Origin of the sequence: Actinoplanes sp. NPDC049118 (genome assembly GCF_040648555.1) — a bacterium.
Taxonomy (GTDB): domain Bacteria; phylum Actinomycetota; class Actinomycetes; order Mycobacteriales; family Micromonosporaceae; genus Actinoplanes.
This window is the reverse complement of the sequence record NZ_JBEZDY010000015.1, coordinates 94383-110748: the sequence shown is the minus strand read 5'-3', so window position 1 is coordinate 110748 and position 16366 is coordinate 94383. Positions and strand designations below refer to the sequence as shown.

Annotated in this window: 15 protein-coding genes; 5 read left to right on the top strand and 10 right to left on the bottom strand. The window is 73.1% G+C overall.

Features of this window, described 5'->3' with window-relative positions; genetic code table 11:
* Positions 1 to 44: 44 nt before the first annotated feature.
* The 6 genes from AB0B58_RS24330 to AB0B58_RS24305 form a co-directional block, all read right to left on the bottom strand.
* Positions 45 to 818, bottom strand: coding sequence for an SDR family oxidoreductase (locus AB0B58_RS24330; protein ID WP_360227678.1), 774 nt, complete (start codon positions 816 to 818; stop codon positions 45 to 47).
* Between the two features lie 10 nt (positions 819 to 828).
* On the bottom strand, positions 829 to 1635 hold the full coding sequence (locus tag AB0B58_RS24325) for an inositol monophosphatase family protein (protein WP_360227675.1): 807 nt from the start codon (positions 1633 to 1635) through the stop codon (positions 829 to 831).
* Positions 1628 to 2083: a response regulator gene (locus tag AB0B58_RS24320; RefSeq protein WP_360227672.1), complete on the bottom strand. Its 456-nt coding sequence runs from the start codon at positions 2081 to 2083 to the stop codon at positions 1628 to 1630. The genes AB0B58_RS24325 and AB0B58_RS24320 overlap by 8 nt, the downstream gene beginning before the upstream one ends.
* Positions 2080 to 3684 (bottom strand): ATP-binding protein, encoded by a 1605-nt coding sequence (locus AB0B58_RS24315; RefSeq protein WP_360227669.1) that lies wholly within the window; start codon positions 3682 to 3684, stop codon positions 2080 to 2082. The genes AB0B58_RS24320 and AB0B58_RS24315 overlap by 4 nt, the downstream gene beginning before the upstream one ends.
* The gene (locus AB0B58_RS24310) at positions 3681 to 4877 is read right to left on the bottom strand and encodes a fused response regulator/phosphatase (protein ID WP_360227666.1); all 1197 of its coding nucleotides are present in this window, start codon (positions 4875 to 4877) and stop codon (positions 3681 to 3683) included. Before AB0B58_RS24310 ends, AB0B58_RS24315 begins: the two co-directional genes overlap by 4 nt.
* Before the next feature lie 148 nt (positions 4878 to 5025).
* The gene (locus AB0B58_RS24305) at positions 5026 to 5373 is read right to left on the bottom strand and encodes a hypothetical protein (protein WP_360227663.1); all 348 of its coding nucleotides are present in this window, start codon (positions 5371 to 5373) and stop codon (positions 5026 to 5028) included.
* Between the two features lie 103 nt (positions 5374 to 5476).
* On the opposite strand from AB0B58_RS24305, the gene AB0B58_RS24300 reads away from it, so the two are divergent.
* A complete protein-coding gene (locus AB0B58_RS24300; RefSeq protein ID WP_360228076.1) occupies positions 5477 to 7843 on the top strand; it encodes a M28 family peptidase in 2367 nt (788 codons plus the stop codon).
* Positions 7844 to 7847: 4 nt separating this feature from the next.
* Here the strand turns inward: AB0B58_RS24300 and AB0B58_RS24295 are convergent, their stop codons facing one another.
* The 3 genes from AB0B58_RS24295 to AB0B58_RS24285 all read right to left on the bottom strand — a co-directional run bounded on the left by AB0B58_RS24295 (position 7848) and on the right by AB0B58_RS24285 (position 10288).
* Positions 7848 to 8132, bottom strand: coding sequence for a Smr/MutS family protein (locus AB0B58_RS24295; protein WP_360227660.1), 285 nt, complete (start codon positions 8130 to 8132; stop codon positions 7848 to 7850).
* A 10-nt stretch (positions 8133 to 8142) separates the two neighbouring features.
* Entirely contained in the window at positions 8143 to 8514 is a 372-nt protein-coding gene (locus AB0B58_RS24290; RefSeq protein ID WP_360227657.1) for a tetratricopeptide repeat protein, read from the bottom strand.
* Positions 8515 to 8662: 148 nt separating this feature from the next.
* Complete coding sequence (locus AB0B58_RS24285; protein WP_360227654.1) at positions 8663 to 10288, bottom strand: hypothetical protein; 1626 nt, start codon at positions 10286 to 10288, stop codon at positions 8663 to 8665.
* Between the two features lie 182 nt (positions 10289 to 10470).
* Here AB0B58_RS24285 and AB0B58_RS24280 point away from each other — a divergent pair, with 182 nt between their 5' ends.
* Both AB0B58_RS24280 and AB0B58_RS24275 read left to right on the top strand, forming a co-directional pair.
* The gene (locus AB0B58_RS24280) at positions 10471 to 11208 is read left to right on the top strand and encodes a response regulator transcription factor (protein WP_360227651.1); all 738 of its coding nucleotides are present in this window, start codon (positions 10471 to 10473) and stop codon (positions 11206 to 11208) included.
* A complete protein-coding gene (locus AB0B58_RS24275; protein WP_360227648.1) occupies positions 11186 to 12763 on the top strand; it encodes a HAMP domain-containing sensor histidine kinase in 1578 nt (525 codons plus the stop codon). The genes AB0B58_RS24280 and AB0B58_RS24275 overlap by 23 nt, the downstream gene beginning before the upstream one ends.
* A gap of 4 nt (positions 12764 to 12767) precedes the next feature.
* Here the strand turns inward: AB0B58_RS24275 and AB0B58_RS24270 are convergent, their stop codons facing one another.
* Entirely contained in the window at positions 12768 to 13172 is a 405-nt protein-coding gene (locus AB0B58_RS24270) for a hypothetical protein (protein WP_360227645.1), read from the bottom strand.
* A 273-nt stretch (positions 13173 to 13445) separates the two neighbouring features.
* Here AB0B58_RS24270 and AB0B58_RS24265 point away from each other — a divergent pair, with 273 nt between their 5' ends.
* Positions 13446 to 14507: a 3-deoxy-7-phosphoheptulonate synthase gene (locus tag AB0B58_RS24265; RefSeq protein ID WP_360227642.1), complete on the top strand. Its 1062-nt coding sequence runs from the start codon at positions 13446 to 13448 to the stop codon at positions 14505 to 14507.
* 100 nt (positions 14508 to 14607) lie between these two features.
* Positions 14608 to 16366, top strand: a 1759-nt coding sequence (locus AB0B58_RS24260) for a glycosyltransferase family 39 protein (protein WP_360227639.1), incomplete at its 3' end; no start/stop codon positions are given.

Below are 16366 nucleotides of genomic sequence, written 5' to 3'. Positions count from 1 at the left end.
AGCGCGGTGACTCTACCCCGCCACGGGCGATATCGGCAGGTCGGTCAGGTCGCCGAATATCCACCGTCGACGAAGAGTGTTTGGCCGGTCACCGCAGCGCTAGCAGGACTCGCCAGATAAACGGCACAACCGGCAAAATCGGAAGGAACGCCGTTGCGGCCGATCATCGTGCGGCGGGCATGCGCGGCTACCTTCTCCTCATCGGCGAAGACCGGCTCGGTCAGCGGGGTGTGCACCACCCCCGGTGCCACCGCGTTGCAGCAGACGCCGCGCGCCGACCACGCCTCCGCCTGCGACCTGGTCAGCGCCACCAGGCCCGCCTTGGCAACGCCGTAGGCGCCGCTGTTCCCGTACGCGCGGAAGGCCTGCTGCGAGACGACGTTGATGATCCGGCCCCGGCCGCGCGCCGCCATCGCCGGCCCGAAACGCTGCCCCAGCAGGAACGGCGCGGTCAGGTTGGCGGCGAGGGTGACGTCCCAGTCGTCGTCGGTGAGCTCGTCCATCGGCGGGCGCCGGTTCACCGCCGCCGCGTTGACGAGCACGTCCGGGTCGCCGTACTCCGAGATGATCAGGTCGGCCGCGGCGGTGAGCGCCGCGCGGTCGGCGAGGTCCGCGGCGACCGTGCCGACCCGCACGCCCTCGGCGACCAGTTCCTCGGCGGTCTCCTTCAGCGGCCCGGGCCGCCGCGCGACCAGGACGATCCGGGCGCCCGCCCGGCCGAGCGCGCCCGCCATCGCGCGCCCGATCCCGGAACTGCCGCCCGTCACCACGGCGGTCAGTCCGCTCAGTCCGAACAACTCCTCCAGGTACGCGGACATGCGTTGCTCCCTAGGCGAAGAGCGCGGCGTGCACCGTCGCCCAGATGTCCTCGTTCGCCGCGACCAGCAGGCCCCGCTCGGAGTCCGTCGGGCGGTACCGCGAGCCGTCCAGGTGAAGCACCGTGCCGCCCGCCTCGGAGACGATCAGCGAGCCCGGCACGTGGTCCCACGGCAGGATCCGCCAGAACGTCGCGAACTGCTGCTCGTCGGCGACGACCGCCGGATACTCGTACCCGGCGCAGTGGCGGCCGCGGGTCACTGTGCCGAGCGCGTGTACACCCGCCTCGATGCGCGCCCGCACGTCGTCGGGGAAGTAGCTGCGGGAGACCGCGCCGGTCAGGGCGCCCGCGGGCGGGGAGTCGGTGCGGGACTTGATCCGCAGGCCGTCCGCGTACGCCCCGCTGCCGGCCTCGGCGACGGTCATCCGGTCGGCGACCACGTCGAGGATCCAGCCCGCGGCCGGCTCGCCGTCGCGCAGCAGGGCGACCATCACGGCGAACGGCGTCTTGCCCGCGGCGAAGTTGTTGGTGCCGTCGACCGGGTCGACGATCCAGATGGCGCCGCCGTCACCGACCCGGCCCAGCACGCCGGAGTCGGCCGCCACGGCCTCCTCCCCGACGACCTGCGAGCCGGGCAGCAGCGCGGTCAGCCCGGCCGTCAGCGCCCGCTCGGCCTCCTGGTCGGCGACGGTGACCAGGTCGCCGGGCGACTTCTGGTGGATCTCGGCGTCGCTCAGGTGCCGCCACCTGGGCAGCACCACGGTCTGCGCCACCTCGCGGACGAGCGAGGTGACCTGGTCGACCAGGTCGTCACGCACGCGGTGGCAGCTTCACGACGCTGACGAAGAAGTCGTCGATCTGGCGGATCACCGAGATGAACCGCTCGAAGTCGACCGGCTTGGTCACGTAGGCGTTCGCATGCAGCTGGTAGCTGCGCAGGATGTCCTCGTCCGCCGAGGACGTGGTCAGCACGACGACCGGGATGCGGCACAGGTCGTCGTCCTTCTTGATCTCCTCGAGCACCTCGCGGCCGTCGCGACGCGGCAGGTTGAGGTCGAGCAGGATCAGGTCGGGGCGCAGCGCATTCTCGTACGGAGCCTCGCGGCGCAGGTAGGACAGCGCCTCGGCGCCGTCGGAGACGACGGTGAGCCGGTTGCGGACCTTGTGCTCCTCGAACGCCTCCTGGGTCATCAGGACGTCGCCGGGGTCGTCCTCGACGAGCAGCACCTCGATGGGCGTGCCGTCCTGCCGGATAGCACCAGTCACGCGGATCCTCCTTCGGCGGCTTGCTGTGGTTCCCGCACCGGAACGCCGGCCAGCAGGGGCAGGGTGAAATAGATCGAGGTCCCCTCGGCAACGTCAAGATCGATCCAGATCCGTCCACCATGGTATTCGACGATCTTCTTGACGATGGCCAGGCCGATGCCGGTGCCCTCGTAGGCGTCCCGGGCGTGCAACCGCTGGAAGATCACGAAGACCTTGTCGGCGAACTCCGCCTCGATGCCGATGCCGTTGTCGCGGACGTTGATCCGCCACTCGTCCTCCGCGAGCTCCGCGGAGACGGTGATGACCGGCGGAACGTCGGCGCGGCGGAACTTCAGCGAGTTGCCGATGAGGTTGACGAAGAGCGTGGTGAGCAGCGGCTCCTCGCCCTCCACCGTCGGCAGGTCGGACCAGACGATCTCCGCGTCCCCGCCGGCCCGGCCCTCCAACTGCGACCTGACCTCGGTCAGCACCCGGTCCAGGTCGACGTCCGTGAAGCCCGCGGTGAGCCGCCCGATCCGGGAGAACGCCAGCAGGTCGTTGATCAGTCGTTGCATCCGCTGCGCGCCGTCCACCGCGAAGCCGATGTACTGGTCCGCGCGCTCGTCCAGCTTGCCCGCGTACCGGCGCTGCAGCAGCTGGCAGAAGCTCGCCACCTTGCGGAGCGGCTCCTGCAGGTCGTGCGAGGCGACGTAGGCGAACTGCTCGAGGTCGCGGTTGGAGCGGGTCAGCTCCTCCGCCTGAACCTTGAGCTGCTCGTTGACCCACTCGATCTGCTGGCGCGCCTCGCGCACCTCGGAGAGCTCGGCGGCGATCTGCCGGCGCATCCCTTCGACGTCGTCGGCCAACGTGCGCAGCTCGGGCGAGCCCTCGCTGGTGATGGGCCGGTCGAAGTCGCCGCGGGCGACCGCGCGGACCTGCTCGGCCAGCTCGGTGACCGGCCGGGTGACCAGCCGGTCGAGCAGGAGCAGCAGCGCGGCGCCGGCGAGGATCACCACGACCGCGGCGAAGACCTCGAGTGCGACCAGAACCGTTCCCGTGCGCTTGGCGTCGTCGGCGGATTTCTGGCGGACCACCAGGATCTCGCGCTGCAGGTCGTTGATCGAGTCCCGCAGCGCGTCGAACTCCGTGGTGCTGGCCGCCTCGACCAGCGCCTGACCGGTCTCGGGGCCCTGCGTCCGAACGGCGTCGATCACCGGATCGGCGACGGCGGCCCGCCAGGCGTCGGCCCGTTGCCGCACCAGCGCCAGCACCGCGCTGACCCGGGCGTCGGCCGTGCCGTCCTGTTCGTTGAGCTTGTCGATCTCGGAGAGGAGCCGCTCCTCGGCGGCCAGCCCGTCCGTGTACGGCCTGAGGTTGTTCTCGTCGCCACTGATCGCGAAACCGCGGACGCCGGTCTCCTGGTCGACGGCCGCGGTGCTGAGCCGCTCGCCGGCCGCCCGCATCGGAGTGGTCTTGTTGAGGATGACGTCGATCTGCTTGTTGCTGTTCGCCGCGGTGATCGCGGCGAAGACGCCGAGCACGGAGAGCACCAGGCCGACGGCCAGGCAGAGGGCGACGACCCTCCGGCGCAGGGTCCAGGTGCGCACGCTGAACAGGCTCATCGTCCGCCGCCCCGGGAGATCAGCAGCATGGCCACGTCGTCGGGCAGCGGGCCGCCGTTGCCCTCCTCGGCCCGGCCGACCAGCCAGGCCGGCAGGGCCGCGAGCGGCACCTCCTTCGCGGCGGGATCGCCGAGCAGACCGCAGAGGCCGTCCACGTCGAGGCGCTCGTCGCCGACGCCGGTGCGCCCCTCGATCAGCCCGTCGGTGTACAGCAGCAGGGACCAGTCGTGGCCGGAGAACTCCACCTCGGTCGCGGGCGTCGGGCTGGGCCGGACGCCGAGGACGATGCCCGTGCGCGCGGCCACCGGGTCGGCCCGGTCGCCGGTGAGCAGCACCGGAGGCGGATGGCCGGCGAGCCGTACGGTGGCCCGGTTGGCGGCGAGGTCGATGACGGCCGACGCGACCGTGACGAACACCTCGCGGGCCCGGCGCTCGCTCATCAGCACCTGTTCGAGGGCGGCGAGGATCTGATCCTCCGCAACGCCGCCGAGCACCAGGGCCCGCCAGGCCACCCGGAGCTCGGCACCCAGCGCCGCCTCGTCGACGCTGTGGCCGCAGACGTCGCCGACGATCACGTGCAGCCGATCGGCGCCGACCTGCACCACGTCGAAGAAGTCGCCGCCGAGCAGGCCCAGCGCCCGCCCGGAGCGGTAGAACGTGTGCACCGCGACCTCGGTGGTCTGCATGAGCGGCTGCGGCAGCAGGCCGCGCTCGAGGCGCGCGGACTCGGCCTGGCGCAGCTCCACCTCGCGCAGCCGCCGGGCGTTCTCGTCCGCGCGCTTGCGCTCGACCGCGTAGCGCAGCGCCCGGACCAGCAGGACGCCGTCGACCTGCCCCTTGACCAGGTAGTCCTGGGCGCCCTCGGCCACGGCCGCGACACCGAGATGCTCGTCGGAGCGCCCGGTCAGCACGCACACCGCGGCGCTGCCGGCGACCGCGAGCAGCTTGCGCAGCCCGTCGATGCCCTCGGCGTCGGGCAGGCCCAGGTCGAGCAGGACGCACTGCACGCCGCGCATCTTCGACCGGGCCTCGCGCAGGGTGGTCGCCACCTGGAGGTCGAACGACGCGCCGGCCTCGGCGAGCAGCTCGCGAACCAGGAAGGCGTCGCCCTCGTCGTCCTCGACCAGCAGGATGCGCAGCCGCTCCGGGGCCTTCAGTGCAGGCGGGGAGCCGGCCAGGGAATGCTCGATCAACGCGCCACCCCGCGCGAGAGGGCGCGCGTAACGACGACACCGGGGCGGTGGGGACGCTTGATGGCTCGACTCCTTCGGGCGTGACCCGCTGATAGTCCACCACAGGCTGCGGGTGCACAACACCGGCCGCCCGGGCCGGACGACCGGCTCACCCCTGCGGGCCGTACGAGGGATCCGCCGCGACCCGGCGGGCGTGCTCGACGATCACCTCGCCGAGGATGCCGTGCAGCCGGCCGCAGTCCCGGCAGTGCAGGTTCTCGTCGAGGCTGCGGCTGCCGCAGGAGATGCAGCGCCCCCGGTCGTCGGGATCCCGGTACGCCTCCAGCGCCCGGCACATCGCCCGCACGACATGGTCGCTGACCTGGAAGGTCGCCTCCCCCAGTGCGGTGCGCAGGCCGATGACGGCGACGGGGCCGGACTCGGGAGCGGGGTCGTAGCAGGCGACCCGTTCGATGAACTCGGCAAACACGGCTGGGGGGTCGAGCGGGACGGTCACCGGACAAAGCTATGCCACCGGCCTGACGATCACGGGGGTACCCGGGCCGACTCGCAGGCGCTTAGATGTCAGGCACCACCGTCGTCGGGAGGTTGCTGTGGACGTGCCCCGGATCGAGGCCGCGTCGCGGGCCCTGGCGCGTCCCGCGCCGCGGAGGTGGGCCGCCCTGGTCACGGTGGTGGTGCTGGCGGTGGTCGCGGCGCTGGCAGTGCAGTCCGTGCGACCGCCCGCGGCGCGACCGGCCGGCGCACCGGCCGCCGAGTTCAGCGCGGGCCGGGCGTTCGAGCAGGTCCGGGCGATCGCCATCGAGCCGCACGCGGCCGGCAGCGCGGCCAACTCGGCGGTACGCGGCCGGGTGCTCGCCACCCTGCGCGCCGCCGGCCTCGACCCCGAGGTGCAGGACACCGTTTCGGTTCAGGGCGGCGAGCTGTCGTCGAGCGCGGGCGGCACCGGCCTGGCCCAGGTCCGCAACGTCGTGGCGCTGCTGCCGGGCACCGGGTCGACCGGACGGATCTTCCTGGTCGCGCACTACGACTCGGCGCAGACCGGGCCGGGCGGCAACGACGACGCGGCCGGCACCGCAACGGTGCTGGAGGCGGCCCGGGCCCTGGCCGGCGGGCCACGCCTGCGAAACGACGTCGTCTTCGTCCTGACCGACGCCGAGGAGGCCTGCCTGTGCGGCGCACAGGCCTTCGTCGAGCAGCACCCGCTGGCCCGGGACGGCGGGGTGGTGCTCAACCTGGAGGCCCGCGGCAGCGGCGGCCCGGCGATCATGTTCGAGACGGCGGCGGACAACGCGGGCCTGGTCGGCGCGTTCGCGAAGGCACCGAAGCCGGTCGGCACCTCGTTCGCGGTCGAGATCTACCGCCGGCTGCCGAACGACACGGACTTCACGGCGTTCCGCGAGCGGGGCTTCACGGGGCTGAACACCGCGTACATCGACGGCGCGGCGGTGTACCACGCGCCGACGGACACGCCGGCCGCGATGGACACCGACAGCCTGCAGCACCTCGGCGACAACGCGCTGGCGCTGACCCGCGACCTCGGCGACCGCGACCTGGCCGGGCTGAGGTCCGGCGGCGACGCGACCTACTTCCCGGTGCCGGGCGGGCTGGCGGTCTACCCCGGCGCGCTGACCTGGCCGCTGGCCGCGCTGGCGCTGCTGGCCGTGCTCGCCCTGGCCTGGCTGGCCCGGCGCCGCGGCCTGGCGACGGGCGGCCGGCTCGCGGCGGGCTTCGGCCTGGCCCTGGTGCCGATCATCGTGGTACCGGTGCTGGCCCAGCTCCTCTGGGCGCTGCTCAAAGTCATCCGTCCGGGCTACGCCGAACAGCCCATCGACCCGTACCGGCCGTTCTGGTACCGGCTGGCGATCCTCGCCCTTACCGCGATGATCATCTTTGCCTGGTACGCGCTGCTGCGCCGCCGGCTGGGCCCGGCGGCGCTGGCGATCGGCGGCCTGGGCTGGCTGGCGGTGCTCGGCCTGACGCTGGCGGCGCTCGCACCCGGCGGGTCGTATCTGACGGCGCTGCCGGCCCTCGCGGGCGCGCTCGCGGGCATCGCCGCCGTGTTCCTGCGTGGCTGGTGGCCGCTCCTGCCGCTGACGCTGGGCGCGGCGGTCGCGGTAGTCGTGCTGCTCCCGACACTGATCATGTTCTTCCCGGCGCTCGGGCTGAACCTCGCGGCCTCGGGCGCGTTCATCGCGACCCTGCTGGGCCTCGCCGTCCTTCCGGTGATCGACCTGCTGCATCCGGAGGCCGGTGGCCAGCGGGGACTGGTCGCCGCCCGCGCCCGCCGGCTGGGCGCCCTGCCGGCGCTGGCGGCGGCGCTCGCCCTGGTGGCCTGCACCACCGCGGGCCTGGTCGTGGACCGCTTCGACGCGGCACACCCCGCGCCGACCCACCTCATGTACGCCCTGGACACCGACACCAACCAGGCGCGCTGGCTGAGCGCGGAGGCCGCACCGCAGAAGTGGACGGCGCAGTACGTGGCCGGCCCGGCGGCGACCGTGACCGGGACCCTGCCGGCGTTCGGCGACGAGTTGCTGCTCGCCGGCGCGGCTCAGGCCGCGCCGCTGCCCGCGCCGCAACTGACGAAGGTGAACGACTCGACCGCCGGCGACCTGCGCACGATCCGGCTGCGGCTGACGCCGCAACGCCCGGTCCGGCTGGTCACGCTGCACGTGGGCGCCGAGGCGGCGGTCACGCAGGCCACCGTCGCCGGCCGCCCGGTACCGGCCGACCGGACCGCGGGCGGCCCGTGGGGTTTCGGCCTCGTCTTCCACGCGCCGCCGGCGGACGGCATTGAGATCACCATGACGGTACGCGGCACCGCGCCGCTGAAGCTCCGCGTCATGGACGCCAGCGACGGCCTCTCCACCCTTCCGGGTTTCCAGCCCCGCCCGGCGGACGTGGGCGTCACGGGCTCACACAGCTCGGAGATGCTGGCCGTGGCGCACACCTACACCCTCTGAGAGGTCACCGCCCGCGCCGGCCGCGCCCCTGTGCCGACTCGAACCGGAAGTGGATGAACAGCCTGCCCCAGTTGTCGCCGTCCTTCTCCACCCGGTGGTAGAGCTGCTTGATCTCCTTCTGGTCCAGGAAGCGGAGTACCTTCTTCTTCAGGGCTCCCGATCCCTTGCCCGGGATGATCTCGACGAGCGTCGCCTTCTTCTGGATGGCCTCGTCGATGATGCCGCGCAGCGCCTTGTCGATCTCGCTGCCGCGGTTGAAGATGTCGTGGAGATCCAGCTTGAGCTTCACGCTCGCGATCCTATGCGCCCTCGTTCTTGCCCAACCACGTCTCGGCCCGGCGCACCGCGTCGGTGTAGTCGTCGTGCTGCTTCATCGCGGCCGCCAGCCGCAGGTGCGGCAGGGCCTCGCGAAAACGGCCCGCCCGCTCGAGGGTCCGGCCGAGGACGTGGTGCGCGTAGTGATCGGACGGGTCGTGTTCGATCAGCGCCCGTAGCTGCCCCTCCGCCCGGGCCAGCTGGGCCGAGTTGAAGTAGGCGCGGGCCAGCAGCTGCCGGACCGCCGCGTTGTGTGGTTCCGCCTCGACTATCGGTTCCAGGAGGCGGGCGGCGCCGAGCGGGTCGCCGGACTCGAAGATGAAGGTGGCCCTGCGGTACTCCTCGAGAAGATCCACAAACCCGCTCCCCACGCTCAGCCGGCGACTTGACCAACGCTGGCACAACATCGGCCGTACGGCGAGTGTTCCGCTGCCCCAAGCTTCCCGACAATTCGCCGTATTCCGCAAGCCTCGCGGCGCAGATTGCGGGCGACGCCCGAGCGGGTTACTCCTTCCTGACCAGCAGGGCCGCCAGGCCGCCGCCGAGCAGCATCGTGCCGAGCGCGACGAGCGCGAGCGGGCTCAGGCCGGTCACCAGCTCCCCCGCGCCGTCGCCGGGCAGCACCGTCACGGGCATCCGGCGCGGCCGCGGCATGCCGGACGGCAGGGGCGCGACCGCGGCCGGGACGCCCGTGACGAGGTCACTGACCGTGAGGCCGTCGCGGGTGCGTACCAGCACCGCCACGTCGTACCGCCGGCCGTTCTCGAGGCCGACCAGCTCGCAGCCGTCCGCCGCGGCGACCGGCAGCGTGCACGTCGAGCGGTAGTCGGCCGTCGTCGCCCAGAAGTACAGGAACTCCCCGGACCCCAGGTCCGCGGGCGGCCGCCAGTTGACCCGCAGGCCGCCGTCGAGCGCGCGCACCCGGACGTCCTTCGGGGCCGTCGGCGGTCTCGGCAGACCCTTGACCTGCACCGGTACGGCGCGACCGGCCGGTACCGGGGTGCCGAGCCGGCCGTTGGCGCCGGAACCCCAGCAGTACGCGTACCCGCGGGTGTCGAAGGCGCAGGTGTGCTCGTCGCCGGCGTCGACCTCGCGCAGCGCGAACCCGGCCCGCACGCCGACCGGCGCCGTCCGCCGGGCCACGCCGCCGTTGCCGAGCCGGCCGTCCGCGCCCGCACCCCAGCAGAACGCCCGCCCGGAGCGGTCCAGCCCGCAGGCGTGCCCGCCGCCCGCCGCGATCCCACCGAGCGCACCGGCGAAGCCGACGGCGACCGGCTGGGACCTCGCCCCGCCCGCCCCGGCGCCCCAGCAGAAGGCCTTTCCCTCGGCGTCGGCCGCGCAGGCCTGCGTCCCGCCGACCGCGATCTCGCGGATCTTGCCGCGCCGGGCGCCGCGCGCCGCGACGGCCGCCGGCTCGTCCCGGTCGCCGCGCCCGGCGGTGCCCAGCTGCCCGTACGCGTCGGAGCCCCAGCAGAACGCGGCGCCGGCAGCGGTCGTGGCGCAGGTGGTGTCCCGCCCCGCGGAGATGTCCACGACCGGGTCGCGCATCCCTGTCCGGGTGCCGACCCGCACCGGCACGGCCGAGCCCCGCACCCCGGGCGCGCCCAGTTGGCCGTGCGAGCCGTCGCCCCAGCACCAGGCCACGCCCTCGTCGTCGACTGCACAGGAGTGCCGGGCGCCGGTGGTGATCTCCACCAGGTTCCGGCCGGCCAGGGCGGCGACCTTGACCGGGGCGTCCCGGTCGGCGTTCGCGCCGTCGCCGAGCTGCCCGGCCGAATCGTCGCCCCAGCAGTGCGCGCTTGCGCGCAGGTCGATCGCGCAGGTGTGCGCCGCGCCCGCGTCGACCTGGACGGCGGCCGGCAGGGCGGAGACCACCTGGCCGAAGGCGTGCGCCCGGGCGCCGTCGCCGAGCTGCCCCGACGAGTCGTCTCCCCAGCAGTACAGGCCGCCGAGGCTGGTGATCGCACAGGAGTGTGCGCCGCCGGCCGCGATGGTCCCGGGACCCAGCGTCGCTGTACGCACCGTGTCGGCGCTGATGCCGGGCGGGTACGGCGCCTCCGCGGCCGCCGACCCCGGCAGCAGGACCAGAGCGAGCACGGCGAGCACACCCCCGATACGGCCTGCTGGCACCCGTTCCTCCGCTCGCCCGCGCTGCACTGTGAGCTATTATGCGGAGTTTTGAGCTTTTAGTCCGATTCCGACACGCTCCGGGCCGGTCACCCACGCCCGGGGGACGATCTGTGGCAGAGACGCACAGGTGCTACACAGGAAGCGGATAGGCGGTGCAAAGCGTGGCCCGCGACAGTTGGGGCATGACGATGGCGAACGCAGAGGCCGGAGCGGAGCTCCGGCGGCCGGACGGCGGGCCGGTCCGGGTCCTCGTGGTCGACGACGAGGCCACGCTCGCCGAGGTCCTCTCGATGGCCCTGCGCTACGAGGGCTGGGACGTGCGCAGCGCCGGCGACGGGCAGACCGCCGTCCGGACCGCCCGCGACTTCCGCCCCGACGCCGTCGTGCTCGACATGATGCTGCCCGACCTCAACGGGCTCGAGGTGCTGCGCCGGCTGCGGGGCGAGTCGCCCGACGTGCCGGTGCTCTTCCTGACCGCCAAGGACTCCGTCGAGGACCGGATCATCGGCCTGACCGCCGGCGGCGACGACTACGTCACCAAGCCGTTCAGCCTGGAAGAGGTCGTGGCCCGGCTGCGCGGGCTGATGCGCCGTTCGACCAACTCCGGAATGCGGACGGAGTCGCAGCTCATCGTCGGCGACCTGAGCCTGGACGAGGACAGCCACGAGGTGCGCCGCGGCGGCGACCAGGTCACCCTGACCGCGACGGAATTCGAACTGCTGCGGTATCTGATGCGCAATCCGCGCCGGGTGCTGAGCAAGAGCCAGATCCTGGACCGGGTGTGGCACTACGACTTCGGCGGCCAGGCGAACGTGGTGGAGCTGTACATCTCCTACCTGCGCAAGAAGATCGACGCCGGCCGGACTCCCATGATCCACACTATGCGCGGAGCCGGCTATGTCCTCAAACCCGCCGACTGAAACGCCGCCCCGCCCGGCCCGCTGGAGCCCGGCGGGCTGGCCCCTGCGTACCCGGCTGGTCGCGATCATGGTCGGCCTGCTGGTCCTGCTGGGCCTGGTCGTCGGCGGCACCGCCGAGCTCTACCTGCACAAGACCCTCTACGAACGCCTCGACGACCAGCTCCGCGAGGCCGGCCGGCGCGCACTCATCGGCCCGCGGCCCGGCGGGCCGGGCGGCCAACGCCCGACAGGCCTGAACCTGATCCCTCCACCGGGCGCGCAGTCCGGCCAGATCAGCGTCGGGCTGACCCGGTCGGGCACCGGCGTGGAAGCGACGGACGGCGGCATCGTGCGGTACCTACCGGGCGACACCGAGACCGATTCCCGTCAGGGACAGCGCAACGAGTTCGCCGAGCTTCCCGCCGACACCGTGAACCGGCTCGCGACGGTCGTACCGGGCGGCGACCCGGTCGACATCGACCTCGGCGGCACGCTGGGCGACTATCGCGCGATCGCCATGGTCCTCGACAACGGCACCACCGTGGTCACCGCCCTGCCCCTGCAGGACACCCAGGCCACGCTCCTCAACATCGCCGGTGTCACCGGCGGGACCGTCCTCGTCACGCTGCTCGTCGCCGGCTGGGCGGGAGCGGTGATCATCCGCCGTACCCTCAAGCCGCTGAGCCGGGTCGCGGCCACCGCGACCCGGGTCTCCGAGCTGGAGCTGGACCGGGGCGAGGTAGAGCTCGCCCAGCGCGTGCCGGCCGCGGACACCGACCCCCGCACCGAGGTGGGCCAGGTCGGCTCGGCGCTCAACCGGCTGCTCGACCACGTCGGCGACGCGCTGGAGGCCCGGCACGCCAGCGAGACGCAGGTACGCCAGTTCGTGGCCGACGCCAGCCACGAGCTACGCACGCCGCTCGCGGCCATCCGCGGCTACGCCGAGCTGAGCCGCCGCAGCCGGCAGCCCGTACCGGACGAGATCGCCCACGTGCTGCGCCGCGTCGAGTCGGAGGCGCAGCGCATGACCACGCTTGTCGAGGACCTGCTGCTGCTCGCCCGCCTGGACGCCGGGCGGCCGCTGGCACACGAGCCGGTGGACCTGACGGCCCTGGTGGTGGACGCGGTCAGCGACGCGCACGCGGCCGGACCCCGGCACGACTGGCGCCTCGACCTGCCGGAGGAGCCGGTGACGATCACCGGCGACGGGCAGCGGCTGCAACAGGTGCTGGCCAACCTGCTGGCGAACGCGCGTACGCACACGCCGGAGGGCACGAGGGTCACGGTCGGGGTCGGCCGGGACGACCGCGCCGCGCTGCTGACCGTGACCGACGAGGGCCCGGGCATCCCGGCGGACCTGCAGCCGCACATCTTCGAGCGGTTCGCGCGCGGGGACGGATCCCGCTCCCGCGCGGCGGGCAGCACCGGACTCGGGCTGTCGATCGTGCATGCGGTGGTGACGGCACACGGCGGAACGGTGTCGGTGCGCAGCGCGCCGGGCCGCACGGAGTTCACCGTCCGGCTGCCGGCGGCGACGGTGCCGCAGCGCCCGGAACACCAGTACGTCGGCCGGTAGCCGGTCAGCGGCCCAGGCGCAGGCCGTCCATCAGTACGTCCCGGAGCTCGTTCAGCAGCGCACCCGCCGCCTCGCCGTCGGTCACGTGCAGCTCGAGCGGTACCGATGCGCTGTCCCGGCCCACGATCACGTCCAGGGCGCACAGCGCGCGGCCGGCCAGCTCGCTCGTCACGTTCGGGCAGGCCGCCGCCCGCAGGCGGTCGTCGACCCAGGGCCGGCCGGCCGCGCCCGGCAGCCCCGCCGCTATCGCGGCGATCGCCGTCAGCGCCTGGGTCGGCGGAATCTCATTCAGTAGGACAGCCGGCGTCTCCCAGACCCTGAGCACGACCATCGCCACGGCCTGCCGTCGCCGTGCCGGCGGTAGCTCGGCCAGGCCGTCCAGGAGGTACGGCGCGCTCGCGTTGTTCATGCGCTTAATGGCAGCACAGCAACTTGCACGTGCACATACCCCGGCTGACGGACACTCCCCCGCCCCGATGGGCTAAGCTCTGCGCGTGTCCTTCTGGTATCAGTGGTTTACGAGGCCGGCTCCCGCCGGTGCCTCAGCCATGATCCCATGACCTGAGACACCCCCGTAGGGCCGGCCAAGGCAGCGACAATCGTCGCTGCCTTTCGTTTTTGCGAAAGCCGGCACCACCCGGGCCGCCGGCCCCGGGCACCGGCGGAGGAGAAGAAGACAGCCGTGACCATCCCCGAGGTGCAGCGGGTCAGCGACCAGCGCATCGACTCCATCGTGCCGCTGATGAGCCCCGCGCTGCTCCATCACGAGCTGCCGCTGACGCATGAGCTGTCCGGGACCGTCCTGGACAGCCGCCGGCAGGTCGAGGCCGTGCTGGACGGCCGAGATCCGCGCCTGCTCGTCGTCGTCGGGCCGTGCTCGGTGCACGACCCCGTCGCCGCCGCGGAGTACGCGGACCGGCTCAAGGACGAGGCCAGCCGGCTCGCCGACGACCTGCTGGTCGTGATGCGGGTGTACTTCGAGAAGCCGCGCTCGACCGTCGGCTGGAAGGGGCTCATCAACGACCCCGGCCTGGACGGCACCGGCGACGTCGGCCGGGGCCTGCGGATGGCCCGGTCGCTGCTGGTCGAGGTGCTGGGCCGGGGCCTGCCGGTCGGTGTCGAGTTCCTGGACCCGATCACCCCGCAGTACATAGCGGACACCGTGGCCTGGGGCGCGATCGGTGCCCGCACGGTCGAGTCGCAGGTGCACCGCCAGCTCGCCTCCGGCCTGTCCATGCCGATCGGCATGAAGAACCGCCCCGACGGCAGCATCGCCACCGCCATCGACGCGATCAACGCCGCCGCCGTGCCGCACGTCTTCCCCGGCATCGACGTCTCCGGCACCCCGGCGATCATGCACACCACCGGCAACCCGGACTGCCACCTGGTGCTGCGCGGCGGCAAGGGTCCGAACTACAGCGCCGCCGACGTCAACGCCGCGCTCGCGCAGCTGAAGGCCGCCGGCCTGCCCGAGCGGGTCATCGTCGACTGCTCGCACGGCAACAGCGAGAAGGACCACCTGCGCCAGCCGATCGTCGCCGACGACGTCGCTGGCCAGCTCGAGGCCGGCCAGCGGGGCATCAGGGGCGTGATGCTGGAGAGCTTCCTCATCCCCGGCCGGCAGGACCTCGGCGGCGAGCTCGCGTACGGGCAGAGCGTCACCGACGCGTGCATGGGCTGGGAGCCGACCGTCGAGGTGCTGAACCGGCTCGCCACGGCCTCGGCGAAGCGCCGCGCCGCCTGAACGGATTTCACAGGGCGCGCACAGGAACGGCATAAGGGTCCGACAGGCGGGCGGAAGACAGTAACCAGGCCAGTGCTTCCGCCTGCCCTAAGGATCCTCGATGACCTCGACGTTGCCCGTACCGCCGATGGTGTCGCCGGCCGAGCCACCACCGACCGCACCACCGGCGGCGGAACGAACCCGGTCCCGCTGGTCCGCGTTCACCCGCGGCCGCACCGACGACGCGCCGTGGGTGCGGCCCGCGCTGCTCGCCCTGCTGTTACTCACCGGCGTCCTCTACATCTGGGGGCTGGGGGCCTCCGGCTGGGGAAACACGTTCTACTCGGCGGCCGTGCAGGCCGGATCGGTGAGCTGGAAGGCGTTCTTCTACGGCTCGTCCGACGCCGCCAACTCGATCACCGTCGACAAGACGCCCGCCTCGCTGTGGGTGATGGCGCTGTCGGCCCGGATCTTCGGCGTGAACGCGTGGAGCATCCTCGTCCCGCAGGCCCTGATGGGCGTCGCGACGACCGGACTGCTCTTCGCCACGGTCCGCCGCTGGTACGGCCCGGCGGCCGGCCTGATCGCGGGCGCGGTGTCCGCGCTGACCCCGGTCGCGGTGCTGATGTTCCGGTTCAACAACCCGGACGCGCTGCTGGTGCTGCTGATGGTCGCCGGCGCGTACGCGACCGTGCGGGCCATCGAGAACGGCTCGACCAGATGGCTGGCGCTCGCCGGGGTCCTGGTCGGCTTCGGCTTCCTCACCAAGATGCTCCAGGCGCTGCTGGTCGTGCCGGCGTTCGCGCTGGCCTACCTCGTCGCCGGCCCGCCGAGGCTGGGACGGCGGATCTGGCAGCTGCTGCTCGCGGGCCTCGCGATCGTGGTCTCGGCCGGCTGGTACATCGCGATAGTCGAGCTCGTGCCCGCCTCGATGCGGCCTTACATCGGCGGCTCGCAGAACAACAGCCTGCTCGAGCTGACGCTGGGCTACAACGGCCTGGGCCGGCTAAACGGCGACGAGACCGGCAGCGTCGGTGGCGGTGGCGGTAACCGCGGTGGTGCCTGGGGAGAGACCGGCCTGCTGCGCATGTTCGACGCCTCGCAGGGCGGCCAGGTGTCCTGGCTGCTGCCCGCCGCGCTGATCCTGCTGGTCGCCGGGCTGGTCCTCACGGTGCGGGCCGCGCGCACCGACCGGCTGCGCGCGGGGCTGATCCTGTGGGGCACCTGGCTCGTCGGCACGGGCCTGGTCTTCAGCCTCATGCAGGGGATCTTCCACGCCTATTACACGGTTGCCCTGGCACCGGCGATCGGCGCGGTGGTCGGCATGGGTTCGGCGCTGCTCTGGCGCCACCGGCGCAACGTGCTCGCCGCGCTAGGTCTGGCGGCGACGATCGCGGTGAGCGCGTGGTGGTCGTACCACCTGCTGGCGCGCAGCGCCGACTTCCTGCCGTGGCTGCGCTGGGTGGTCCTGGTCGGTGGCCTCGCGGCGGCCCTCGGTGTGCTCGCCGCGCTGCGGCTGCCCGCCCGGATCGCGGTGGCGACCGCGGGGCTGGCGCTGGCGGGGGTGCTCGCCGGCCCGGCGGCCTACGCGGTGCAGACGGCGTCCGAGCCGCACACCGGCTCCATCCCGTCGGCCGGGCCGGCCGGGCAGGGCGGCGGGTTCGGCGGCCGCGGCGGCCCCGGCGGCGGCCCGGGCGGCGGTCGCGGTCAGCGTGGCGCGTTCCCCGGCGGCCCGGGCGGCATGGGCGCCTTCCCCGGCGGCGCCCAGAACGGCGGTCCTCAGCAGGGCGGCGCGACAGGCACGCAGCCGGGCGGCACACAGCCGGGCGGCGCGACAGGCACGCAGCCGGGCGGCACACAGCCGGGCGGCGCGACAGGCA